This is a genomic window from Cytobacillus sp. FSL K6-0265, assembly GCF_038003465.1.
In the GTDB taxonomy this organism is placed as follows: domain Bacteria; phylum Bacillota; class Bacilli; order Bacillales; family Cytobacillaceae; genus Cytobacillus; species Cytobacillus stercorigallinarum.
Map to the genome: position 1 here is coordinate 4052297 of NZ_JBBOPE010000001.1, position 22436 is coordinate 4074732.

At 38.2% G+C, this 22436-nt stretch carries 23 protein-coding genes; 12 read left to right on the top strand and 11 right to left on the bottom strand.

Translation table 11 applies throughout. The features are described 5' to 3' along the window. Positions 1 to 425: 425 nt before the first annotated feature. The 3 genes from MHH73_RS20510 to MHH73_RS20520 all read right to left on the bottom strand — a co-directional run bounded on the left by MHH73_RS20510 (position 426) and on the right by MHH73_RS20520 (position 5934). Positions 426 to 2438, bottom strand: a complete 2013-nt coding sequence (locus MHH73_RS20510; protein WP_191816074.1) for a penicillin-binding transpeptidase domain-containing protein — start codon at positions 2436 to 2438, stop codon at positions 426 to 428. A gap of 102 nt (positions 2439 to 2540) precedes the next feature. After that, positions 2541 to 3917, bottom strand: a complete 1377-nt coding sequence (locus MHH73_RS20515) for an MATE family efflux transporter (RefSeq protein WP_191816076.1) — start codon at positions 3915 to 3917, stop codon at positions 2541 to 2543. Positions 3918 to 4005: 88 nt separating this feature from the next. After that, positions 4006 to 5934, bottom strand: coding sequence for an InlB B-repeat-containing protein (locus tag MHH73_RS20520; protein ID WP_191816078.1), 1929 nt, complete (start codon positions 5932 to 5934; stop codon positions 4006 to 4008). A gap of 121 nt (positions 5935 to 6055) precedes the next feature. Between MHH73_RS20520 and MHH73_RS20525 the strand changes: the two genes are divergently transcribed. After that, the gene (locus tag MHH73_RS20525; RefSeq protein WP_191816080.1) at positions 6056 to 6973 is read left to right on the top strand and encodes a nuclease-related domain-containing protein; all 918 of its coding nucleotides are present in this window, start codon (positions 6056 to 6058) and stop codon (positions 6971 to 6973) included. A 913-nt stretch (positions 6974 to 7886) separates the two neighbouring features. Here MHH73_RS20525 and trhO read toward each other — a convergent pair. After that, positions 7887 to 8837, bottom strand: coding sequence for an oxygen-dependent tRNA uridine(34) hydroxylase TrhO (trhO, locus tag MHH73_RS20530; protein ID WP_191816082.1), 951 nt, complete (start codon positions 8835 to 8837; stop codon positions 7887 to 7889). Positions 8838 to 9123: 286 nt separating this feature from the next. Here trhO and MHH73_RS20535 point away from each other — a divergent pair, with 286 nt between their 5' ends. Together MHH73_RS20535 and MHH73_RS20540 are read left to right on the top strand one after the other, a co-directional pair. Continuing rightward, positions 9124 to 10011, top strand: a complete 888-nt coding sequence (locus tag MHH73_RS20535) for a helix-turn-helix domain-containing protein (RefSeq protein WP_191816085.1) — start codon at positions 9124 to 9126, stop codon at positions 10009 to 10011. Positions 10012 to 10055: 44 nt separating this feature from the next. Further along, the gene (locus MHH73_RS20540) at positions 10056 to 10334 is read left to right on the top strand and encodes a hypothetical protein (RefSeq protein ID WP_191816087.1); all 279 of its coding nucleotides are present in this window, start codon (positions 10056 to 10058) and stop codon (positions 10332 to 10334) included. 48 nt (positions 10335 to 10382) lie between these two features. Here the strand turns inward: MHH73_RS20540 and MHH73_RS20545 are convergent, their stop codons facing one another. Beyond that, on the bottom strand, positions 10383 to 10532 hold the full coding sequence (locus MHH73_RS20545) for a hypothetical protein (protein WP_191816089.1): 150 nt from the start codon (positions 10530 to 10532) through the stop codon (positions 10383 to 10385). A gap of 382 nt (positions 10533 to 10914) precedes the next feature. Between MHH73_RS20545 and MHH73_RS20550 the strand changes: the two genes are divergently transcribed. Next, a complete protein-coding gene (locus tag MHH73_RS20550; protein WP_191816091.1) occupies positions 10915 to 11958 on the top strand; it encodes a C40 family peptidase in 1044 nt (347 codons plus the stop codon). A 92-nt stretch (positions 11959 to 12050) separates the two neighbouring features. After that, entirely contained in the window at positions 12051 to 12362 is a 312-nt protein-coding gene (locus tag MHH73_RS20555) for a hypothetical protein (RefSeq protein ID WP_191816093.1), read from the top strand. On the opposite strand, the gene MHH73_RS20560 is transcribed toward MHH73_RS20555, so the two are convergent. Both MHH73_RS20560 and MHH73_RS20565 read right to left on the bottom strand, forming a co-directional pair. Continuing rightward, positions 12359 to 13189 (bottom strand): alpha/beta fold hydrolase, encoded by an 831-nt coding sequence (locus tag MHH73_RS20560; RefSeq protein WP_191816095.1) that lies wholly within the window; start codon positions 13187 to 13189, stop codon positions 12359 to 12361. The genes MHH73_RS20555 and MHH73_RS20560 overlap by 4 nt on opposite strands. A 19-nt stretch (positions 13190 to 13208) precedes the next feature. Next, positions 13209 to 13415 carry a hypothetical protein gene (locus MHH73_RS20565; RefSeq protein ID WP_191816098.1) on the bottom strand — a complete coding sequence of 69 codons (207 nt, stop codon included), beginning with the start codon at positions 13413 to 13415 and terminating at the stop codon, positions 13209 to 13211. A gap of 83 nt (positions 13416 to 13498) precedes the next feature. Here MHH73_RS20565 and MHH73_RS20570 point away from each other — a divergent pair, with 83 nt between their 5' ends. Beyond that, positions 13499 to 13843, top strand: a complete 345-nt coding sequence (locus MHH73_RS20570; RefSeq protein WP_191816100.1) for a hypothetical protein — start codon at positions 13499 to 13501, stop codon at positions 13841 to 13843. Positions 13844 to 13915: 72 nt separating this feature from the next. On the opposite strand, the gene MHH73_RS20575 is transcribed toward MHH73_RS20570, so the two are convergent. The 3 genes from MHH73_RS20575 to MHH73_RS20585 form a co-directional block, all read right to left on the bottom strand. Beyond that, entirely contained in the window at positions 13916 to 14329 is a 414-nt protein-coding gene (locus tag MHH73_RS20575; RefSeq protein WP_341069144.1) for an HD domain-containing protein, read from the bottom strand. Positions 14330 to 14453: 124 nt separating this feature from the next. Beyond that, a complete protein-coding gene (gene dnaN / locus MHH73_RS20580; RefSeq protein WP_191816104.1) occupies positions 14454 to 15560 on the bottom strand; it encodes a DNA polymerase III subunit beta in 1107 nt (368 codons plus the stop codon). 392 nt (positions 15561 to 15952) lie between these two features. Beyond that, the gene (locus tag MHH73_RS20585; RefSeq protein ID WP_191816106.1) at positions 15953 to 16582 is read right to left on the bottom strand and encodes an NAD(P)-dependent oxidoreductase; all 630 of its coding nucleotides are present in this window, start codon (positions 16580 to 16582) and stop codon (positions 15953 to 15955) included. A gap of 152 nt (positions 16583 to 16734) precedes the next feature. Here MHH73_RS20585 and MHH73_RS20590 point away from each other — a divergent pair, with 152 nt between their 5' ends. The 4 genes from MHH73_RS20590 to MHH73_RS20605 all read left to right on the top strand — a co-directional run bounded on the left by MHH73_RS20590 (position 16735) and on the right by MHH73_RS20605 (position 21028). Then, the gene (locus tag MHH73_RS20590; protein ID WP_191816108.1) at positions 16735 to 17154 is read left to right on the top strand and encodes an Rrf2 family transcriptional regulator; all 420 of its coding nucleotides are present in this window, start codon (positions 16735 to 16737) and stop codon (positions 17152 to 17154) included. A gap of 110 nt (positions 17155 to 17264) precedes the next feature. Then, a complete protein-coding gene (locus tag MHH73_RS20595) occupies positions 17265 to 18845 on the top strand; it encodes an ATP-binding protein (RefSeq protein ID WP_191816110.1) in 1581 nt (526 codons plus the stop codon). 2 nt (positions 18846 to 18847) lie between these two features. Then, positions 18848 to 19546, top strand: a complete 699-nt coding sequence (locus MHH73_RS20600) for a response regulator (protein WP_225230703.1) — start codon at positions 18848 to 18850, stop codon at positions 19544 to 19546. Between the two features lie 156 nt (positions 19547 to 19702). Next, complete coding sequence (locus MHH73_RS20605) at positions 19703 to 21028, top strand: CitMHS family transporter (RefSeq protein WP_225230704.1); 1326 nt, start codon at positions 19703 to 19705, stop codon at positions 21026 to 21028. Between the two features lie 123 nt (positions 21029 to 21151). On the opposite strand, the gene MHH73_RS20610 is transcribed toward MHH73_RS20605, so the two are convergent. Continuing rightward, positions 21152 to 21508, bottom strand: a complete 357-nt coding sequence (locus MHH73_RS20610; RefSeq protein ID WP_191816114.1) for a DUF4181 domain-containing protein — start codon at positions 21506 to 21508, stop codon at positions 21152 to 21154. 114 nt (positions 21509 to 21622) lie between these two features. Here MHH73_RS20610 and MHH73_RS20615 point away from each other — a divergent pair, with 114 nt between their 5' ends. Both MHH73_RS20615 and MHH73_RS20620 read left to right on the top strand, forming a co-directional pair. Then, positions 21623 to 22036 carry a VOC family protein gene (locus tag MHH73_RS20615; protein ID WP_191816116.1) on the top strand — a complete coding sequence of 138 codons (414 nt, stop codon included), beginning with the start codon at positions 21623 to 21625 and terminating at the stop codon, positions 22034 to 22036. Positions 22037 to 22057: 21 nt separating this feature from the next. Continuing rightward, positions 22058 to 22423, top strand: coding sequence for a hypothetical protein (locus tag MHH73_RS20620; RefSeq protein WP_191816118.1), 366 nt, complete (start codon positions 22058 to 22060; stop codon positions 22421 to 22423). The last annotated feature ends 13 nt before the right edge of the window (positions 22424 to 22436 follow it).

Sequence of the window (22436 nt, forward strand, 5' to 3'; positions counted from 1 at the left end):
CTCTCTATTTTTAGAAATATATCCCTATCAATACAGATGTATCATATAACGAATGGATGGGCTTGTATAGATATTTACGATAAAATTTTTCGACAACATCCTTTGAAAAAAGGGGTTTTTGTCGAAATTTCGCCAAGATCGGACAGATTCTTTCATTATTGCTAGAGCTCCCCTTTCAAGCTAATGAAAATTAGAAGGAAAGCAATATATTGGTAGGTTGATTGTTTGTCCAAATCGGGGGATGATACTATGGGAGATGGTAGGTTGTGAATGAAGATTGGTGGGCGAATTCCTTGCACCGCGATTGTGACTGAAACGATGCACTTCCTGAGGAGATCGCTCAGTCCTTAACACTAGTTTTGAAATCATCGTACAAGATAAAAAGGCTGGAAACCAGCGTTCCAACCTTCAAACCTTTTACTTTATTAGAAACGATCCTTGTTTCTCTCAAATGTATTTTTCACTTTTTCAATGACGATTTTGCTGCCGCCTTGTTCTTCGACGCCTTCAACCATCATTGAGATAAGTAGCTGAGGGTCCTCTGGGTTATAGGCAACAAACCAACCGTTTTCTTTGCCCTCTTCATCAGCGGTCTGTTTCAGTTCCGCTGTCCCCGTTTTCCCTGCTAGCGGGTAGCCTTCAATACGTGCCGTACGTGCTGTACCGCCTGATTCGTTCACTACTTTACTCATCGCTTCAGATACAATTTTAACAGTATCTTCATCAATTATATTTTCCTTCCATACTTGGCTCTTTTCTTCCCCATCCATGAGCAAGATTGGTTTAATCATTGACCCATTATTGATAAAAGGTGTATAAGAGGTAGCCAAGTGAAGGATACTCATTTCAACATGTCCTTGCCCATAACCGGAATCGGCAATTAATGTCTCTTTATCTAGTTTGCCGATTGTAGAAGATTCGAGTGGATAGGCAAAGGGAATATCTTCAGCAAAGCCAAATTCTTTTAATCCAGCAGTTAATTTGTCTTTTCCTAGCTCTAATGCTGCCCTTGCAAAATAAATATTATCCGAATACATCATCGCCAAATCGAAATTGACTGGCTTTCCAGGGTCACTTACCCTTGTGATTCGGTAATCACCCCAGCGATTATCATCCGGCCACTGCAAACCCTTCACTGCCATTGTATCTTCTGGTTTAATGGCTCCTTCTTTTAATGCAAGCGCACCTGTTATTGGTTTAATCACGGAACCTGGTGCATACGTGTGTTGAAAACGATTCAAGAATGGATTATCACCACTCTCTTCTAGCTCTTCTAATTGAGAGGCAGAGTATCCAAGAGTTGCTTGATTTGGATCGAATCCTGGACTAGAGACAAGTGCCAATGTCTCACCCGTAACAGGGTCGATGGCAGCCGCAGTGCCCGGCTTATGATCCAGTTCTTTGTACAAATCCTCTTGTAATGTGAGGTCAATAGTTAACTGAACGTTGCTACCATGTTCTACTGCTTTTTCGGCCACAACTACCTCTGAACCGTCCTCTTTCTTAATTCCAATTAAGACACCATTTGAACCGCGCAGCTTTTCCTCATATACTTTCTCTAAGCCGCGACGGCCGATGACATCATTACTGCCATATCCTTTTCCTTCGTGTTCCTCCAAGTCTTCAGCTGTCACTTGAGCAACATTACCAATTAAGTGTGAGGCCGCCTCGCCGCCAGGGTATACTCGTCCTTCAATATCCTTTTTCAATACACCTGGTATACTCATCAATTTACTTAATAGCTCTTCTTGATTCGTAGCAATTTTCTTGATTGGCACAAATTGATTCGCCTGTACCCAACTCGCGCCTAATTTATCCTTAACAGCGTTCTCTGAGATCTCAAGTAATTTTGCCACTTCTTTAACCGTTTCATCTTCAGCGTCCATTTGTTCTGGTACGATGCCAATTTCTAAAATCGTCCCATTGAAAGCAAGTGGATCACCTGAACGATCGACAATTTCTCCCCGTTTTGCCTTCACTGAGTTGTATGTAATTTCGTCATTTGGGCCAAGTTCAGGGAAAATATAAGTCGTATCCCATTCAATATACCAATTTTCCTCATCGTCTCTCTCTTCTTTAACTAATGTTGCTTGATGATCAAAGGCAATCTCTCCTGCTAAACTGTCCATTTTTGCCGAAAATGGTAGTTGTAATGATTGTTGATCTGTATCTAGTTCTTTCTCAGATTTTTTATGTGAAATGTCTAAGTTAGCAATGCCTAAGTCTGTATATATTTTTTCATAGCGATTGACAAAGTCTTCTTCACTAACGGATGCTTTTGCCTCTTTTGAGAGCATGCCATACATTTTTGCGAACTCTTCCTTATTCCAATATTCTATATATTGAGATAACCGTTGTTCTGGATCAACCTCTTTATTGCATGCACTAAGAATGGCTAAAACCGTAATGGCCACAAATAAATAGACTATCTTTTTCATGTCTCTCCCCCTCATCAACCATTTTAACACTATGGCCCATTTCATACCATATATAGAACAATGGTTTCATGGGAACATTTTATGAACAAAAAAACCGAGCCTTTATAACAGCTCGGGTGCTACTGCTTGTTTTTCCTTTTCTTTATGATGAATAATTTTCAAACGAATGAAGAAACCGATAGCCGCTGCGGTTAGCCCTACGGAAATACCGATCCAAAAACCATATGCCTCAAGCTTCGTAAAGGCAGCTAAACTATAACCAACTGGAATGCCGATTACCCAATAGGAAATAAAAGCGATGATAAATGGTATTTTCACATCTTTATAGCCACGTAAGACACCTTGTAGTCCCGCTTGGGCAGCATCTGAAATTTGATAAAAAATAGCAATAACGAAAAAGTTAGCCGCAAGTAAAATCACTTCTGGGTCATTTGTATAGATGGCGGCAATTTGTTCTTTGAAGAACAACAAGAAGATTGAAGCAAAGCCCATAAATGCCATTCCACCTAAAACACCAAGCAAACTGTATTTTTTTGCGTTGTCTAAGCGTCTTCCTCCAACCGAGTACCCAATCATAATTGTCATCGCCATTGATAGACTAAGGGGAATCATAAATAATAAGGAAGTAAAACTAAACGCCACTTGGTTGGCTGCTACTGTAATCGTTGAAAACATCATACCAACTAAAAGGGTCACAACTGCAAAAATACTAGATTCGAAGAAAATGGTTAATCCTATGGGAATGCCAATAGATAATTGTTCCTTCCACGCTTTTATTGATGGTTTAAACCACACTTTTCCAATTTGGTAGTTTCTAATCTTTTCGATTTTAAAACTAAGCAATAGACTAATGATTAGAATGAGCCAATACGTAAAGCCTGTTGTATAACCCGCACCAATTCCTCCGAGCCTTGGAAAACCAAAGTGGCCAAATACTAAGCAGTAGTTCAAGAATATATTTACGGGTACCGCTAAAATGGTAATGATCATTGTGATTTGTGTGAAGCCTTGTGCATCAAAGAAATTCCTTAGCACATTGTATAAAAATAACGGCACAATCCCGATAGATAATCCAAGTAAATAATGAAAAGCAATATATTCAACATTTGGAGCCAACCCCATTAAACTTAAGATGGGCTCTAAGAAAAATATACCGATTAAAAGTATAACAACTGCAATGATAGCCGCTAAGTATAACGCCTGTGTCACACTATAGGATATTTTCTCCTTTTTGCCTTGCCCTAGTAAATGCGACACAATTGGGGTTACAGCAAGCATAATCCCATTGATTCCTGTAAATACCGGCATCCATATATTGGACCCAATTGCCACTCCAGCCAAATCATCCGTTCCAACACGGCCTGACATCATCGTATCCGTTAAATTCATTGCATATAGCCCTATTTGTGTCACCATAATCGGCCATAGTACTTGCAAAAATAGCTTAATTTTCTCATTCCACGTTTCTGCATGATACATCTTGTATTCTATCTCCTGTTTCGTCTCATTTTAGCGATTATTTATTTTAGCACTGGCACGATGTTGTTTCAATCGAACAACAGATGGATTATGCCGGAGCCCATCTTGCATAGAGAATAAGATCCCCTGTTGTTCCTGCTGGAATAACCGTTACCACCTGCCCAGCAGTATTATACCAATTCACAAATTGGTATCCACTTACTGGCCCTGGCGGATTTAAAATAATTGGCAGATCTGATGCTGTATACGTTTGCGGATTTGGATTCTCCGTACTCAATATATTTTGATAAGTAATCGTATAATCAGGTAATCTGACCAACAGGACCTGCGTATTGTCGTCGCTTAAACGAATCACCCAATCCTCAAACTCTGTCGTCGGCTTAATAAATTTATCCGCATCTGATTGTGCTAAGATCGGATAAGTTGCGGTCGATTCAGCAACCACGATTGGTGTACCAGCTTCATTTGGTGTAACATAATTGGTTAAATCTAATTGAACAACAGTCCCTTGTACAAGCGGTGCGGTAATGTAGGCAACGTTACTTCGACCAACAATGTAAAGCCCATTCGCATCCCCAAGCTGATCTTGCATAAGTAAAATGCCACTATTATATATACCTGGTGCAGTTTCAGCCGTATTCACACCAATATCCCCGACACTATTACTACCTACAAATGATATTTCGCCTGAATTAAAAATACCTCCGCCAACTAAGGCCGCTTCATTACGTTCAATTAAAGTTTCCGTTATACTCGTTTGACTATTTGTATTCGTAAATATGCCTCCACCTGTTTCACCAGCATAGTTATCTGTTACTTGAATATTAGTGAGAACGACCTCTGTAACATCATTAACATACACACCGCCGCCACTTTCAGTCACCCGATTATTTCTTATGATACTCTCAATAATTTGAAGCTGCGCATTTAAATTGACAAACACGCCTCCACCATTAGCAGCAATATTTTCGAATATCGTGCATTCATCGAATATCGTACTTGTTTCATTATTAAAGTATACCCCACCACCGTTAAGGTTGGCTTGATTGGAGAAAATTTGGCAAAGAGATAAAGTAATGGTTGCATTTGAATTGATAAATAAACCTGCTCCATTATTGGCAATATTGTCCGCCACTTCACAGTTAACTATATTAATTACACTATTAATGTTAGCAAAAAGCGCTCCACCATTACCTGATGTCGAATTTCCAGTTAGTAAAACATCGTTAAAGACGATTTGAGATCGCTGATTAATATACAACCCGCCCCCATTTTTTAAGCCAGTATTGTTTGCGACGCTACCTCTCGTGAAGCTTCCAATAACGTCTGGGTTGATTAAGACTCCTCCTGCCCCCCTCGTATCATTTGGTTCTATTGATTGATTCCCGATAATATCCGTATCAGCAATAGTGAAACTTGTACCCGTATTAAAATAAACGCCCCCACCAACCGTGGCGATATTATTGGAGATAACTGACCCATTAATGGTGGCACTGCCTTGGTTCACAAAAATTGCTCCACCAAAGCTAGCAGAAACATTCTGCACTAACATTGAATCGGTGATATTCGCATGTGCATTTGAAGCAATATATATACCTCCACCAAACTCTGATGCATCACAATTATAAATGATTGAATTGTTTAAATTACCAATAGCAGATCCAGTTAGATAGAAAGCGCCACCCCTTGGCACAGAAGAATTTTGCATGGTTGAATCGTTAACCGTTACGATACCTGTACCTGTACAAAAAACAATCGAAGAGGCTACAGTATTTTGTTTGTTACCGTCTATAATTAAACTTTGTAAAAGTAGATTTCCAGTTGTAGCAACATTAAAAAGGTATCCTGTAAACCCTGTTCGTCTGGTCAGTCTGATAGACGTATTTTCCCCAATTATCTCCACTGTGTAGTTAATTGATAAAGTTGTTTCAAGATCAAAACTATTCGTAATCGTAATAATATCCTCTTGATTACTAATTGCCGTCTGTAGCTCTGCAAAAGTTGAAACCGAAACCATCGTTTTCACTCCTATCTACGCATGTCCTTGTATAACATATGAAGGAATAGAATTACTGGTGAAAAAGAATGACAGTGGCACGCTAATCGGTTATAATTTTGGAAAAGAAAGGATGATGTTTTTGACTATTTATAAACCACTCGAGTTTTCAAAAACCCTCCGTTATTATCTTGCCATATATGCGCGAACCAAATTACCTCCCGAGTCCGAGTACTATCTACAATCATTGCTAAAAGGTTATAACGGGGAGAAGGATTGGGCCTCTCATTTAAATGAACTACCTGATGACATACCGATTTTGTACGATCTCCTATTAGAAGTCAGCCAATCCACTATTCAAATCGACGCACTATGTATCCTCCAACACAAATTAATCCTATTTGAAATTAAGAACTTCCAAGGAAATTTCTCAGCAGATGACGAAAAATGGTATAGTCCATCCAATAAAGAAATCAAGAATCCACTCAATCAAATCAAACGTGCAGAACCTTTATTACATCAATTCTTAAAAAAGCACCAACTCCATATCCCCTTTGATTATTACCTTATTTTTGTCCACCCTACCTTTGTCCTCTACGGCGCCACTCACCATGAACATGTCATTTTCCCAGGACAAATCCCCGAATTTATGGATAATCTCAAACAACAAACCTTTGCACCTCAACGGATGCACACGAAAATCATTGATACCTTCTTATCTCATCACAAAAGCGATCTCCACTTGCTCCATAAACCTGTGTATCACTATGATCAAATGACTAAAGGGCTATTTTGCGGGCAATGTGGCGGGAAAATGAAAAGGAAACATAAAAGGACATTCTCCTGCATGCAATGTCATCACTCTGCTACAGTCAACGATATTGTCTTAAGCAATATTAAAGATTATATGACACTCTTCCCGGAACGTAAGGTAACTACAGCTAATATTTATGACTGGATTGGTGGGGAGGTTAGTCCAAATGCCATAATCAAAATACTCCATAATCACTTTGAAAGAAAAGGGGTGGGAAAATCCATTCATTATATAGAGTTTAAATAAAAAATATGAGTGATGTTTACTATTGATTTACTTTCACCCCTTATTTGGGGTGATTTATTTTTGCTCACACTTCTTGGTTTTTTTGGACCTTCTTGTGGGGAGGGTGTTTCGTGGTTGATTACTCTTCTTGGGCATTCTGGAGCTTCTTGTGGGGGTATTTCACGTTTGCACACTCTTCTGGATTATTCTGGACCTGCTTGTGCGGGCATTCCGGGGTTTGCACACTCTTCTTAAACATTCTGGAGCTTCTTGTGGGGGTATTCCGCGTTTGATCACTCTTCTTTGTCATTTCGGACCTGCTTGTGTGGGCATTCCGGGGTTTGCACACTCTTCTTAATCATTCCAGACCTGCTTGTGCGGACATTTCACATTTGCCCACTCTTCTGGCTCTTTCCAGACCTTCTTTTGTGGGCATTCGGGGTTTGCACACTCTTCTTAATCATTCCAGACCTGCTTGTGTGGGCATTCCATATTTGCCCACTCTTCTGGCTCTTTCCAGACCTTCTTTTGTGGGCATTCCGGGGTTTGCACACTCTTCTTAAACATTCTGGAGCTTCTTGTACGGGTATTCCGCGTTTGATCACTCTTCTTTGTCATTTCGGACCTGCTTGTGCGGGCATCCCCTTGTTGCCCACACATCTGGACCACTCCGAACCTTCTTGTTTGGGCATCCCCCTGTTTGCCCACACCTCTAGCTCATTCCGAACCTTTTTATATACGAGTATTCCCCCGCTCCTCCCTATTTCCCACCCTACATGCTCTGTGCTTTACTTTCAAATAGACAAAGCTTCCCCACATAATTACCACGACCATTCCCCAACATAATTTCCACATGCTCCACCTCACACCATCACCAATTCATCAACAAAACACAAAAACCCCCACAAGCCAAAGCCTGCGGGGGTTCCATTATTTATGCTAAGACAGATAATCTCTCTTTTACTTCTTCTTCAGTTAACCCGTGCTCTGCGATATAGCGGTTGCGTGGGTGTGAGCGACATTCTTCGGAACAGCTACGTAAATGTTTGTGTTCGTTTTCCTCAGAACAAAGGATTTTTTTGTTACATTCTGGGTTGGCACAGTTGACGTAACGTTCACATGGCTCTCCAGAGTAGTAATCCTTCCCTACAACTACATGTTCTTTGCGGTTGACGGGTACTGCGATTCTTTCATCGAATACATATAATTGACCATCCCATAGTTCGCCTTGAACTTCTGGATCTTTTCCGTATGTGACGATGCCACCATGAAGTTGTCCAACATCCTCAAAGCCTTCTTTAAGTAACCAGCCAGAGAATTTTTCACAACGAATACCACCAGTACAATATGTGACAATTTTCTTCTCGCCTAACATTTCTTTATTGTCTCTTACCCACTGAGGGAGATCACGGAAGTTTGTGATATCTGGGCGAATGGCACCACGGAAGTGACCTAGGTCATATTCATAATCATTTCTTGCGTCTAAAACAACTGTATTTTCATCATTTAAGCTTTCATAAAATTCTTGAGCGCTTAAATATTTACCTGTTAATTGATTTGGATTAACATCATCTTCTAAACGAAGGGTAACTAGTTCAGGACGATAACGTACTTTCATTTTTGGAAACGCATGTTCCTCTGCTTCATCGATTTTGAAAATCATATCAGCAAAACGTGGGTCTGCTTTCATATGCTCCATGTAGCGGTCGGTTTGCTCTACAGTACCTGAACAAGTACCGTTAATTCCTTCATCTGCAATTAAAATACGGCCTTTTAATCCGAGTTCGTTACAAAATGCTTTGTGTTCAATAGCGAACTCTTCTCCGTTTTCAATTGGTACGTACATGTAATATAACAATACACGATAGTTATTCTTTTCTTCCATTTTCTTCACCTATTCTTTTTATATTTGCAAGATATAATGGTTCAATAGGTTTTTTACACCATTTTCTTACTGAAAGTATTATAACAAAAAAAAGCTAGGAAATAATGTCGATTTATTGACCTTTTTTTGGTATTCTTACCCGACTAACAGTTTATCCACCTCAATTTAATTTCATACGTAATGAAAAAAAACGTAAAAACACTGATTTTTACCTATATCTGAATATTTAAAATGATTGATAAATATACAAAATTTACTTATTATAAAAGGAAAAGGAGGTATGATTATGAGCCTTGCACCAGTAAGTTTTGGAGAAATTCTCAGCGATCTTCGTCAATTTAAAAAACTATCAATTGAGGATTTAGCACAAGGAATTTGTTCGTCAGAAGAAATCATCGAATATGAAAAAGGCAAGAAGTATCCAACATTAGATCAGTTATATGATTTTGCTGAACGGTTAAATGTAGAAGTCAGCCATTTCATTGACTATGCATCATCAAGTACCTTCAATTATGTAACGGCAGTCTTTCTATTAATCAAAAAATATAAGCGTGAACGTGATTATAAAGCGATTTATGAGATTATTGAACAAGAAAGGGATAACCCTTTGTTTAAGCAGAGGATTTCTATGCAATTTATGCTTTGGCATGAGGGGATTTGTGAGTATTATTTACATCAAAATGTGGACGATGCGGTAAAACTTCTTTATCAAGCGATCGATTTAACGAACCCTGATAGAAGTAGACTAACAGAGAACGAAATTGAAATTCTTACGAGCTTAGCGATTATTAAGCTTGAAGAAAAGGACTTCATATTTGCATCTAATATGTTTGAAGAGGCGTTAGATAATTTAGATTCGCTCCCTCATATATTGGATCCGAAAGTAAAATTACGGATTTTGTATGGGCTATCGCAAACATTAGCAGCAAGGAATAATTATGAGTCTTCGTTGAAATATAGTAATTTAGGAATTAATTATTGCATTAATAATGAGATTCTCTATTTGTTTGGAGAGTTTTACTATCAATCAGGCGAAAGTTACATCAAAATTGGTGAGATAGATATAGGGACGGAGTATATTAATCGGGCAAAATCTATCTTTTTACTACAAAATGATGAAAAATTTGCCAAATTAGTAGGAATAGAGCTAGAAAAGTTATTAGAAAAGTGTTAATATTTGTATTGTAAGATATTTCTATAATGAAGGGAGAAAGGAAAATGAAAAAATTCGTTTCTGCATCAGTTGTTGCCCTATCACTAGTTGCTTTCGGAGGATTTGTTGGCGCTGAACCGCTACCGACCCAACATGGAGCTGAACCACTTCCTACTCAGCACGGTGCTGAGCCGCTTCCAACTCAACATGGATCTTCACCACTACCAACTCAACACGGCGCTGAACCACTACCAACTCAACATGGTGCTGAACCACTACCGACTCAACACGGTGCTGAACCACTACCGACTCAACATGGTGCACCACTACCTACCCAACATTAATAAGGTTTGAGCAAAAGCACTTTCCCGCCAGAAGGTGCTTTTTTCTTTTTAAAAGGAACGATGTGGGCTTAGTAAGTGTTTAAGGTCTATTGCCAATTGTTCGACATATTTCTCGACATCTACATCCCCTTGACTCATTCCATTTTCGTGTGCCTTCAATAATAAATCTAGTAGATTAATAGGGCTTTCTGCATCCAAACCAAACTATCCTCCTAGTATTTCTTAGGAATATTATACTAAAATCTCGAATGCAAATCAATATTAAATTATCAAAAAATTTCCGTTTTTGTAAATAATCTTGTATGAAAACATTTAAATATATCCTTCCGCCTAATTTACCCCCATTTTTCCACATCATTTGACATTTGCCGGCTTTTTCGATGTTAATCGACATTTTTCCTCGACAAGAACTTTATCGTAAGTTGTCATATTATGTCGCATGTACCAAGAACCAAGTCGAAAGTCCTCGAAAATGATAGTTTTTCATCTTATTTTGTAAAAGGTTGTAAAAAATATAATTCTATAGACGATATTATGATAGAATTGACGAAATCTTGGAGTAAAGGAGAGATTACTAGACGTGAAAAAACATATGGTGTCGATGGCTACGATTGCTGTCGTTTCCTCTGCTTTTGCCGCTCAAGCATCCGCTGACTCAACTCATACTGTAAAACAAGGAGATACATTATGGGATATAGCTAAGAAATATAATACATCTGTTTCTCAGCTTAAAAAATGGAATGATTTACACTCTGACTTCTTACAAATTAATCAAAAGCTCATTGTTTCTAGTGAAAATTCAACACCTGCAAAAGAGAATAGTTCTTCTAATCAGTCTAGTTCAGGTACATATAAAGTGGTGTCAGGAGATACATTATCTAAAATTGCACGCCAACATAATATGACTGTCAAAGCATTAGTGGATCTCAATAATTTAAAAGGCGATCTCATTTTCCCAGGACAAGTGTTTAAAGTGAATGGTTCATCCTCTAGTAATTCAGGAAATTCTTCTTCCCCATCAAGCGGTTCAAATGGTAGTAGCGGGAATTCCAATTCCAAGAAGGATACATATATTATTCAGCCTGGAGACACACTAAGTGGCATTGCTAAAAAGACAAACACGACTGTTAGCAATTTAAAAAAATGGAATCAGCTAAGTAGCGATTTGATTTTTGCCGGAAAGAAATTATATGTAACGAGTAACAATGCTGGTAAGGATACAGAGAAGAAGCCGACAAATCCGACAAATGACAATATTTCTGGAAATGCTGCTGCCATCATTAGTGAGGCGAAGAAGCACTTAAATACGCGCTATGTTTGGGGCGGATCAACGCCAAGTGGGTTTGACTGTAGTGGATTTATCTATTACGTACTGAAGCAAACAGGATCAAATATTGCGAGAACAAATGCCGAGGGTTATTTTAGTCGTTCGTATTATGTGAACGACCCTGTACCGGGTGATATTGTTTTCTTTGAGGGTACTTATAAAAAGGGTATTTCTCACTTAGGGTTTTATATCGGTAATAATCAATTCATCCACGCTTCATCAAGTGGCGTTATGATTACCAGCTTAGATAACCCTTATTGGAGCAAACATTTCGATAGTTTCAAGCGCCTTTATTAAACAAGTTTATTTTTACAATCAAGGGTAAATAAATAAAAGAGGGGGGCCATGTCAATTCACCCCCTTTCAATTTCTAAAAGAGGTGAATCGAATTGAATATCTTTATGTTTATTAGCATCATGACTTTGGTATTGCTTTTAGTTAGTTTTCTACTGATCTTTTCTAAGCTCTATCGAAAAACAGCGACACGATTAAGTCTATTGATTTTACTTTTCGGTGCCGTCTCTTTTCCACTATTTTCTGTTATGTATCAAGTTCGGACAACGGATTATCTAATTGACTTTGCCACAATTGGCACCGTCTTTTTAATTACTTGGACTGTAGTTGTAATCACCCTTCTTGGCGGCATTTTCTTTCGCTTTCGTGTGAATATTTCAGAAGAAAGTGATATATATCGTCACTAGTGCAAGGCTTGCTCGATTATTTTTTGGAATAAGTCTTTCTCCTCTAAAAATGGATAATGATTGCTTTTTTCAAAAATGAACAGCTGTGATTGGGATATTTCTTGATGGATTTCCTTCGAATACTCAACCGGGCACTGGACATCATAACGTCCACAACAAATGTTTGTTGGTATGTTGATATGCTTTAATTTCCTTGTTATATCAAAAAGAACGGCTTCTCTACTGAAAAAATTTAACCTTTCTCCTGATATACCTTTAGATATCCCATCTGTGAAATATTGGGTATATTTCTCTGGTTCAAATAAAGAAAGCCGGGTACGTTTCATTGTTAACTCTTCTTTTTTCGTTGCAGTTATATTTGGCTGAGTTAATGCAAATTGATACTGTTGCATCACAGCAAATTTTGGATGGTTTTCATTATAGATGCATGCTGAGGACTGCGTGTAATCTCTTGCTGCTGACCCTACAATAACAAGTGATTCTAACGAAGGCTGATGAAGCAATGCATAAAGAAGTCCAATCATTCCACCTGTTGAATGGCCGGCATAAATCCATTTTTCATATTCTAATGCTATTCTAATTGCTTCTATATCTAATACGCTATCTACCATACTATATTCATATGGTTCATGTGCTTGCTCGGATTCTCCCACCCCGCGTAAGTTTACTAACGTTACACAAAAACGATTAGTGAATGTATCAGCAAAATAGTCCCCTGTTTCGTTAAAGACGGCATAATGATGCGCTACGCATAAAGGCTTTCCAACTCCCTTTTGGAAGATCTCAAACGTGCCTCTTTTGGTTTGGAGCATTTTTCTTTTCCACATTGTCTCCACCATCCCTACTCTAATGATACTTGCAGGTTACTTTTGAAAATACACCATTCTTCTCTATCGTCAATGTTCGATCACCTGATTCCTCATAACATCGCTCAATAATCTGTTCATTTTCGACGTGTTGATTATATACTTTGAGCATAATAACCATTGCTGCACCCATGATGAACACACTTCCTAATAATAATAGGAGTAATTTCACTTTGTCTTTCTGCATTGCCATTCCTCCTTACTCACACACATAAATTTATAAAAATCGAGCAAACTAAAGTATTCTTTTTATATAGGGAGCTAAAACATATGATATTCTTAGCGATTCTATTGATGGTTTGTGGATTATTTATTATCAACGGGATTTATGCTTATCAAACGAAGCACATCGATGCCTTTTTTCTTTCTACACTTTGGTACTATATTAAACTTGTTCCTTTATTTATTTCTGCCAGTTTAATGATTGGCTATGGTGTAAAGTTCTTAACCAAACATGTCGATAATCTCACCTTTTCCCTCATCGCCTCTAAAGGAATTGAGATTCTAGTTAGCCTCGTCATTGGCTATCTCTTTTTTAAAGAAACACCGACACTTCGGACAGGCCTTGGCATTGTAGTCATTCTAATTGGGTTTTGGTTGTTGAAGGGTGAATAGTTATTACTTCTCTTTCAATTCTTCGTATGCTGCGATTAACCATGGATGCACAACCTTCAATTTGTCTTTATGTTACATAAGGTAGTGAATATAAGCAAACGCTGCCTTTTCTAGCGATTGGTCGAAAGAAGTGAACACACTGTTAATATAAGGTGGCACTCCCTTCTGATCCCATTCTATTTTGTCTGCTACAAACAAAAGGTAATCCAGCAAACTTGCCCTTGACTTCAGAGTTGTATGACATTCAATCGCACTTAATACATTGGGATTAGTCACCATAAACACTTCGTCAGCGATATATTTAGATAATTTTTGATGAATAATCATGGGGAAAAGGCATTCTTCAGGAAGGATAGGAATGCCTATAGAGCGAGCAAACTCAATGCGCTGATGATTAGGTATAATCCCACTGATATCATGTAGTAAACCTGCCTGATAAGCCGCTTCTGGTTCACCATTGTATTTCCTTGCTAATTCCTCTGCCATTTGTGCTACCCTCACACTATGATTGTATATAGACAAACAATGATACTTCAAAGACTTTGAATACATTACTTTGAAGGGAATGTCCTTTTTTCACTACTTCTTTTAGCTGTTCAATTTGTATCATCTAAAAGGACCTCACTGGCGAGATCAGATGCTGAAACCGCGATCCATTCACCAATTCAAATAAAACGGGTTTCATCGATCCATTGTAAAAACAACGAATATACTCGTCCTTGACCACACGCAAATAATCTAATAAAAAGTGACTATCGAGAAATACTTCTACTTCAGTTTCTCCCGTTAATTTTTCAATCGTCTGCCATTCTTCAATCATACCGATCTGCTTAGCATGAGACGAAATTTGCAACCGTCCTGCTTGTATTCGCAATTTAATATGATGGTTTTTCTTTGCATCTGAAAAAAGGGCTGCCCGTTCAACACCTTGCAAAAAGGTTGGCGTATGGACATAAAACGAAGTCAGGTTTTGCTTCGGAATAAAATCAGTGGTTGCCGGATATCTGCCTTCAATCAGCCTAATATAAAAATGGCATTTATCCCTTTTTAAAACGAGATAGCTGTTTAATAAGCATAGTGACACCTTCTCATCTTTTTGTATATTAAGCTTCGACCATTCAAGTAGACTGTCGTGTGGAACGATGAACTCCATTTCTAACGGTGATTCGATGTTCACAGAACTTATAGAATAACGATGGGCATCGGTACTTATGAAGGTAAGCTCACCATTACGAGCAACAATTTGCACACCTGTTAAGACCGGACGATTATCTTGGACAGCTGCGGCAAACACCGTTTGTTTAATGAGTGTGAGAAGTTGCACTGCATCTAAAGTCAGTTTCGCTCCTACTGATCCATCGGGGATCGTCAATGTCTGGACATCTGTTAATGAGTATATTTTTGTATGAATTTCTCCTGATTGAATGTTGATCGTACCTTGTTCACTTAAGGAGATATGTATGTTTGACGGTAGTTTCTTTATGATATCAAAAAAATATTTGGCGGAAATGATGACTGATCCTGTTCTCTTGATGGTTAGTCCATCTTCCATTTGTGCGGAAATACTTATTTCCATCAACACATCCTCATTCCCAGCAATAAATGTCACTTGCTGATGATCTACGATTATTTTCATAGGAGACTGGCTGTTTTTTAGCGCCTTACTCACGTCTTTTAGTATGCGTTGCAATGTATCTTTTCGAATGATTATTTCCATGATTCCTCATTCCTCACTTTGTCTCAATACCTAGGTTAAACATTCGGTAGAAACATGTCGAATCCTGCCAGTAAGTAAAACAAGAATAGAAAAATCATATTGAAGCATGCTTACCCGTTGAAGGTAACAATGATATTGGTGGGAAGTTTCCGTAATAGTTGTGGAATCAATGGATGCTTTTATACCCACCACTAGTCATACTGAACCTGCGAAAGGGCATACACCCGACAAAACTCATAACTATATTTCACTAGATCTGTCGTAATTACCAACGGGTGTTCATCACTCTTATGTTGATATTACTTTCTCAAGTTTTCCCCATTTGCTCTTAGAAAATAAAAACCCTTCTATATCTATAATAGAAGGGGAAAAATTAATTGTTCCAGATACCTTTATGCTCTGTCGCCAACGACAGCAATGCGTTCATTTAAATGTTTGCCTTGTTCAGCTTCATCAAGGACAGCGATCGCAAAGTCTGCATAGCTAATATAGCTATCTCCTTGATTGTTGACGAATAGTTTGTCTTTGCCTTTTTGATAGCTTCCAGTTCGTTTTCCATCTGCATCGAAGAACGCACCTGGGCTAATGTATGTCCAGGTGACGTTTTGGCTGTTTTGTAGTTGCGCTAAATCTTTCCCCATTTGTGTTGCCGTTGGTAAGTAGGCTTTAGGAAAATCTGCTGTTTCATATAAACGTGTTTCTTCATCTACATATAGACTGCCTGCACCACTAACAACGATTAGTCTCGTGTGCTGACCCTTAAGCGCATCGATTAGTACTTTTCCTGCTTCCACATGTTGTTGCTCTTGACCTTGAGGTGATTTAAAAGCATTCACAATGACATCGTATTCTTTTACGTCATTAGATTGTATATCGAAAATGTTTTTTTCTACAACTGCTACTTGACTATTGATTTTTCCTGCATTTCTTACGATTGCCGTTACTTCATGCTTTCTGGCTACTGCTTCTTCTAAAATCAATTGACCTGCTTTGCCACTTGCACCGATAATGCCAATTTTCATAATAAAAGACCTCCGTATTGTAATTGAATTGATTACATGTAATTATTATAGTTACAGGTATCTTTTTTGTCAATTCTCACCTTTTTCCTTTTCTTGCGATTACGGTATAATATATTCACTATGATTCTTCCTTTTAAAGAAAGGTGATAAACATGACCATAAGCAGTCGATTTGCTGTGGGAATTCATATATTAACATTACTTGAATTAAATAAAGAGATTAATACCTCTGAAACGATTGCAGGTAGTGTTAATACAAATCCAGCTCTCATTCGCAAAATTATCGGGATGCTGAAAAAAGCCGATCTCGTTGAAGTTCATCCTGGGAAGGCTGGCGCTAAACTTAAAAAAGGCTTAGCAGAAATTACTTTACTTGACGTCTATCAAGCCGTTGAAGTCGTATCGGAAAATGAATTATTCAGTATCCATGACCACCCGAACCCTGATTGTTTTGTTGGGAAAAATATTCAACAGACGATAGAACCAATTTTTATCTCAGCGCAACTGGCCATGGAAAAGGTTCTTTTACATGTGACGCTTGAAGATGTTGTGAAGGAAATTGATAATAAATAAAAGGCGCCCCGAGGTCCATTTTCGGGCGCTTTCTATTTGTTAAAGTACAGCCGATCTCATGTTATACTATCATTATTTTCACTATTACAAATTTAGTAGGGGCGGAGCAGATGAAGTGGAAAAACTTTGGCTTAAAAGGAAAAATGATTGCTTTAATTAGCTTACTCATTTTGCTTGTATTTTTGATTTTTACTATTTATTTATTTCGCTACCTCTCCGATATGGTAGAAGAACAAACAGGACAAAAAGCGTTAAGCTTAGCACATACAATAGCCAATATACCTGAAATTCAGGATGCCTTTCAGCTGAGTAATCCCGCTTCTACTATTCAGGATATCGTTACACCCATTCAAGAGGCATCAGGAGCTGAGTTTATTGTTGTTGGCAATAGAGATGGCATTAGATACTCTCACCCTAATCCTGACTTTATTGGGGAGAAAATGGTTGGCGGCGATAATAAACGGGCGATTTTGAACGGTGAATCTTATCAATCGAAAAAAGAGGGCACATTGGGATTATCCATTCGGGGTAAAGTACCGATTAAAAAGGACGGCGTAGTCATTGGTGTCGTTTCTGTTGGTTTTCTCAATGGCAATATTCAGGAAATCATTCAAGATAAAAGCAAACCATTATTCATCGCACTCGTAATAGCCATTTTATTAGGTGTGGCTGGGGCCGTTTTAATTACTAACTATATCAAACGAATACTATTTCATATGGAACCGGAGCAGATTTCTCAATTATATTATCAAAATAAAGCGATTCTTCAGTCCACACATGAAGGGATGATCGCTGTTGATCATTTAGGACACATCACTGCCGTTAATAAAAATGCGAGAGAAATCATCGGAACAGATGCCGAAGAAAGCGAATTTATAGGGCGCGATATTCGTGTGTTATTACCCATCCCCCTGCAAATAACAGGAAGTATTCGTGATCAAGAATTGATATTAGGTGATACGATTATTCTTCTAAACGGTGTCTCCCTTCAAGGAGAACAGTCCGGGGCCGTTTGTACCTTTAGGAAAAAAACAGAGCTAGAAGGCGTAGTCAAAGAACTGAGTCGAATTAAGCAATATGCTCATGCGCAAAGGGCATTTACCCATGAATTTTCTAACAAAATGCACATCATTCTTGGACTATTACAAAATAATGAAACGCAAAAAGCGATGTCCTTTATACGTAAGGAAGATCAAACGCAAATGACGCGCTTAAACTTCTTAACGAAAAGGATTGCTGACCCCCTATTGCAAGCATTACTACAAGGTAAGTACAATCAGGCAAATGAGTGGGGCATCGAGATGACTATCCAAGAAGAAAGTAGAATGATGATTTCATTTTCGATAGAAAGACAGAATGCTATATTAACCGCTTTCGGAAATATTATTGAAAATGCCTTGGAAGCCGTAAAAGGCAAAAAAAATGGGATGCGCGAAGTTAGCATTTATTTTACAGATATCGGAAATGATTATGTTTTCGAGGTTCAAGATTCAGGTAATGGTATTGAAGACAAGTTGCTAGAGAAAATCTTTGATCAAGGATTTACGATGAAAGAAGGCGACTATCGTGGGATAGGCTTAGCTATTTCTAAAAAAATGATTAACGATGTAGACGGCGAGATTCTTGTTGAAAGTGGGGAAAACAGCGGAACAAGTTTTGTCATTATTTTACCAAAGAAGGGAGAAGAGTAAGGATGGAAAAATACCGCGTATTAATTATTGAAGATGATTTCAGAGTTGCAGATATTAACAAAAGCTATATTGAGCAAAATCATCAATTCTCCGTTAAAGCGGTTGCTCGCAGCGCTGCGGATGCACTCCTTTATTTAGAAAAGAATGCTCATGAAATTGATGTTATTTTTCTAGATATATATATTCCTGATGTGGAGGGTATGTCATTACTTTGGAAAATACGATCCCTTTATACATCTATTGATATCATTATAATTAGTGCAGAAAAACAAGCCCATTCCGTTAAAACCGCATTAAGAGCAGGGGTATTTGATTATGTAGTGAAACCCGTTAGTATGGACAGACTCCTTCAAAGTTTAAGTCGCTATGAGCGTTTTAGGCAATTATGGGCAGATGAGCAATTAAACCAAGAACAAGTAGATGAATTAACAAACGTATTTCATATTAACCCTACCCATGCGGAAGAAGAGCAAATACTCCCAAAAGGCATTGACTCGATTACGCTAGAAAAGATTTTACACTTATTTGAAGGGTTCGTAGAAGAAGGTTTAACAGCAGTTGAACTAAGTGAGCAAACTGGTATAAGTCGCTCAACCTCTCGTAGATATTTAGAATATCTCGTATCTATGAATCGTGTAGAGACGAGACTCATTTATGGTAGTGTCGGTCGCCCACAAAGAAAGTACGTAATCTGTTCATGAAACTTATGAACAAAATAGAGAAGAAAGAATAATATTCAGATTATGAACAAAATATTCTTTCTTTTTCCTCCTCGTGTTATTTTCATACTAATCTTATTTTTATGATATTTGAAAACGCATTCATCTATGAATGACCGAAGAGGGGGAAGGAAGAAATTGAGTTTAAGTTTAATAGGTATTATTACAATTATAATTATTGTCGCTTTACTGATTAGTGGAAAAGTCAGTCCGATTGTTGCGATGGTGATCCCACCAATTATCGGCGCTATGCTTGCAGGGTATAGTTTTGCTGAAGTTGGGGGATTTTTTGAAAGCGGTATAAGTTCTGTTATTAGCGTCGCAGTCATGTTTATGTTTGCAATTATTTTCTTTGGTATATTACAAGATGTTGGCCTATTTGATCCATTAATTAATAAGCTAGTTTCCTTTTCAAATGGTAATATTATTGCTGTCACGGTCGGAACGGTATTAGTCGCAACAGTTGCTCACTTAGACGGCTCTGGTGCATCAACTTTTCTATTAACTATCCCTGCCTTATTACCTCTATATAAACGTCTAAAAATGAATCCATATTTATTGCTTCTTTTAATTGGCGGAAGTGCTGGTATTGTTAATATGATTCCTTGGGCAGGGCCTTTAGGCAGAACAGCGTCAGTGTTAGAAATGGATGTAACGGAGCTATGGAAACCCCTTATTCCAATCCAATTAATTGGCCTTTTATTAATGCTTGTACTGGCGATTTATATGGGTGTAAGAGAGAAGAAACGAATCACGAAAATGTATGGTTCTTTAGAAGCCGCTGCTGCTATTGAAGTATCAGAAGACTTTCGAGAGCAAGAAGCAGAAAAAGGAGCTGCTAACCCCCTCGCTCGACCAAAACTCATTTGGGTAAATGCAATATTAGCCCTACTCGTTCTTGGCACACTCGTTTCTGGTATTATCCCTGCAGGACTAGCCTTTTTAATTGGGGTCAGTATCGTCTTACCCATCAACTTTAGAACAGTCGATGAACAAATGGCGAGAATTAAAGCACATGCACCAGGAGCTATGACAATGGCATCTATTATCATAGCAGCAGGTCTATTTTTAGGTGTCCTCAATGGAACCGGTATGTTAACAGCCATTGCTGAGGATGTAGCTAGTATTTTACCTGCCTTTATTGGCCCATTTGTCCATATTATCGTTGGTATATTTGGTGTTCCATTTGATCTAGTGTTGAGTACAGATGCGTATTACTTTGCTTTATTACCAGTAGTTGATCAAATTGCAGCCACGTATGGAGTCGCCTCTCTATCAACGGCTTATGCTATGATTATTGGTAATATTGTTGGTACCTTTGTCAGTCCACTGGCTCCAGCTGTTTGGCTTGCCTTAGGTCTTGCTGGCCTTGAGATGGGTAAACATTTACGCTATTCACTCTTCTGGCTTTGGGGACTAAGTATCGTGCTCGTTCTGACTGCTGTAGTCATTGGTGTGATATAAAGACGATTCGTTCGCTACTAATCTGCAAGTTCTCCTTGTTTGTTGGTAGCGAATGTTTTTGTTTAAATGGCTAACCTTTGGTTTGTTTCTAATGAATTTTACACAGCTTTGGCATGAATTTATTTATCCCCCAAAATAATACCGAATCCAAAACAAACTTCCAACTCCGAATATCCAGAGCGCAATCGTTGTTACATACTGCTTTGACTGAATATACTTCCATTCGAGAATTGCTTGAGAACCGATGCTTAAGCTGAGATAAATAATCCAGAACCAAATTAATGAAAGCGTATCTAGTTGAACCATCAAGGGAATAAAACAAAAAAGGAGAATAACAATAATAAATCTACTCCATGTATGCGCCTTACTACCCTCTGTGTCCCTTAAATGAACACGTTTCACACCTAATAATTTATTCAATCCCCGTTCAATCGTAAAAAAGATTATGATAAACACTATAATTGCAACAAATATATCCATTTTCGCTTCCTCTTTTCCAATAGATTAAAAGTATTTCTTTTATTGTTTCCTCCATCCATTTTTAGTACAATTAAGAAAAATCTTACTTTTATTTTAACAGAGGATGTGATGCGCATGAAACCGCAAATCACCGTGATTACGCTAGGAGTCGATGATTTAGAGAAGGCCGTTTATTTTTATCATCATGGACTTGGATTTCCGACAGACGGAATTGCTGGTACAGAATATGAACATGGTGCTGTTGCTTTTTTTGATTTGCAACCAGGTTTGAAAATGGCGTTGTGGAAACGCGAGGATTTGGCTCATGATGCTCAAATTCAGCAAGGACCAGCTAGTGCCACAGAATGTTCACTTGGTCACAATGTAAGTAGTAAGGAAGAAGTAAATACAATCATGCAGCGTGCAAAAGACGCAGGTGCGACGATTACAAAGGATGCACATGAGACTTTCTGGGGCGGATATGCTGGATATTTTCAAGATCCGGATGGACACCTTTGGGAAGTTGTATGGAATCCAGCCTGGTCTTAATTCATATTGAGGGATGAAGAAATGAAATGGATAACTGTATTAAATAGTCTGATTCTAATATTATTCACTGTGCTTTTCTTTGCTGATTATTTTCCTAAAAGTATCGTAGCAGAGACCATACCACAAGGCATCTTACTCTTTTTGTTAATTGGCACCCTCATTGGGAAGGGTTATCTGGACAAACAGGCATACAGTCTGAAAGGGCAAATCGTTTCCTTTCTTTATATGATCTTTTTAATGAGTCTATTTACTTTTCTAGGGGGGACATCGCAAATCGGCTTTTCTTTTGATGGTTATCTCTTCTGGTTTTCAAGCATCATTGCCTCCATCAACATATATAAAGAGTGGAAAGAAATGAAACAGGAAGGGATTACAACAGCTAACTAAGTACACCATGCTT

Bases quoted from the DNA above. Each gene is read 5' to 3' on its own strand.
- MHH73_RS20575 (WP_341069144.1), bottom strand. From the start codon at position 14,329: ATGGCAGAGGAATTAGCAAGGAAATACAATGGTGAACCAGAAGCGGCT.
- MHH73_RS20560 (WP_191816095.1), bottom strand. From the start codon at position 13,189: ATGTGGAAAAGAAAAATGCTCCAAACCAAAAGAGGCACGTTTGAGATC.
- MHH73_RS20535 (WP_191816085.1), top strand. From the start codon at position 9,124: ATGAGCCTTGCACCAGTAAGTTTTGGAGAAATTCTCAGCGATCTTCGT.
- MHH73_RS20590 (WP_191816108.1), top strand. From the start codon at position 16,735: ATGACCATAAGCAGTCGATTTGCTGTGGGAATTCATATATTAACATTA.
- MHH73_RS20595 (WP_191816110.1), top strand. From the start codon at position 17,265: ATGAAGTGGAAAAACTTTGGCTTAAAAGGAAAAATGATTGCTTTAATT.
- MHH73_RS20540 (WP_191816087.1), top strand. From the start codon at position 10,056: ATGAAAAAATTCGTTTCTGCATCAGTTGTTGCCCTATCACTAGTTGCT.
- MHH73_RS20620 (WP_191816118.1), top strand. From the start codon at position 22,058: ATGAAATGGATAACTGTATTAAATAGTCTGATTCTAATATTATTCACT.
- MHH73_RS20515 (WP_191816076.1), bottom strand. From the start codon at position 3,917: ATGTATCATGCAGAAACGTGGAATGAGAAAATTAAGCTATTTTTGCAA.
- MHH73_RS20600 (WP_225230703.1), top strand. From the start codon at position 18,848: ATGGAAAAATACCGCGTATTAATTATTGAAGATGATTTCAGAGTTGCA.
- MHH73_RS20565 (WP_191816098.1), bottom strand. From the start codon at position 13,415: ATGCAGAAAGACAAAGTGAAATTACTCCTATTATTATTAGGAAGTGTG.
- MHH73_RS20510 (WP_191816074.1), bottom strand. From the start codon at position 2,438: ATGAAAAAGATAGTCTATTTATTTGTGGCCATTACGGTTTTAGCCATT.
- MHH73_RS20520 (WP_191816078.1), bottom strand. From the start codon at position 5,934: ATGGTTTCGGTTTCAACTTTTGCAGAGCTACAGACGGCAATTAGTAAT.
- MHH73_RS20615 (WP_191816116.1), top strand. From the start codon at position 21,623: ATGAAACCGCAAATCACCGTGATTACGCTAGGAGTCGATGATTTAGAG.
- trhO (WP_191816082.1), bottom strand. From the start codon at position 8,837: ATGGAAGAAAAGAATAACTATCGTGTATTGTTATATTACATGTACGTA.
- MHH73_RS20585 (WP_191816106.1), bottom strand. From the start codon at position 16,582: ATGAAAATTGGCATTATCGGTGCAAGTGGCAAAGCAGGTCAATTGATT.
- dnaN (WP_191816104.1), bottom strand. From the start codon at position 15,560: ATGGAAATAATCATTCGAAAAGATACATTGCAACGCATACTAAAAGAC.
- MHH73_RS20610 (WP_191816114.1), bottom strand. From the start codon at position 21,508: ATGGATATATTTGTTGCAATTATAGTGTTTATCATAATCTTTTTTACG.
- MHH73_RS20570 (WP_191816100.1), top strand. From the start codon at position 13,499: ATGATATTCTTAGCGATTCTATTGATGGTTTGTGGATTATTTATTATC.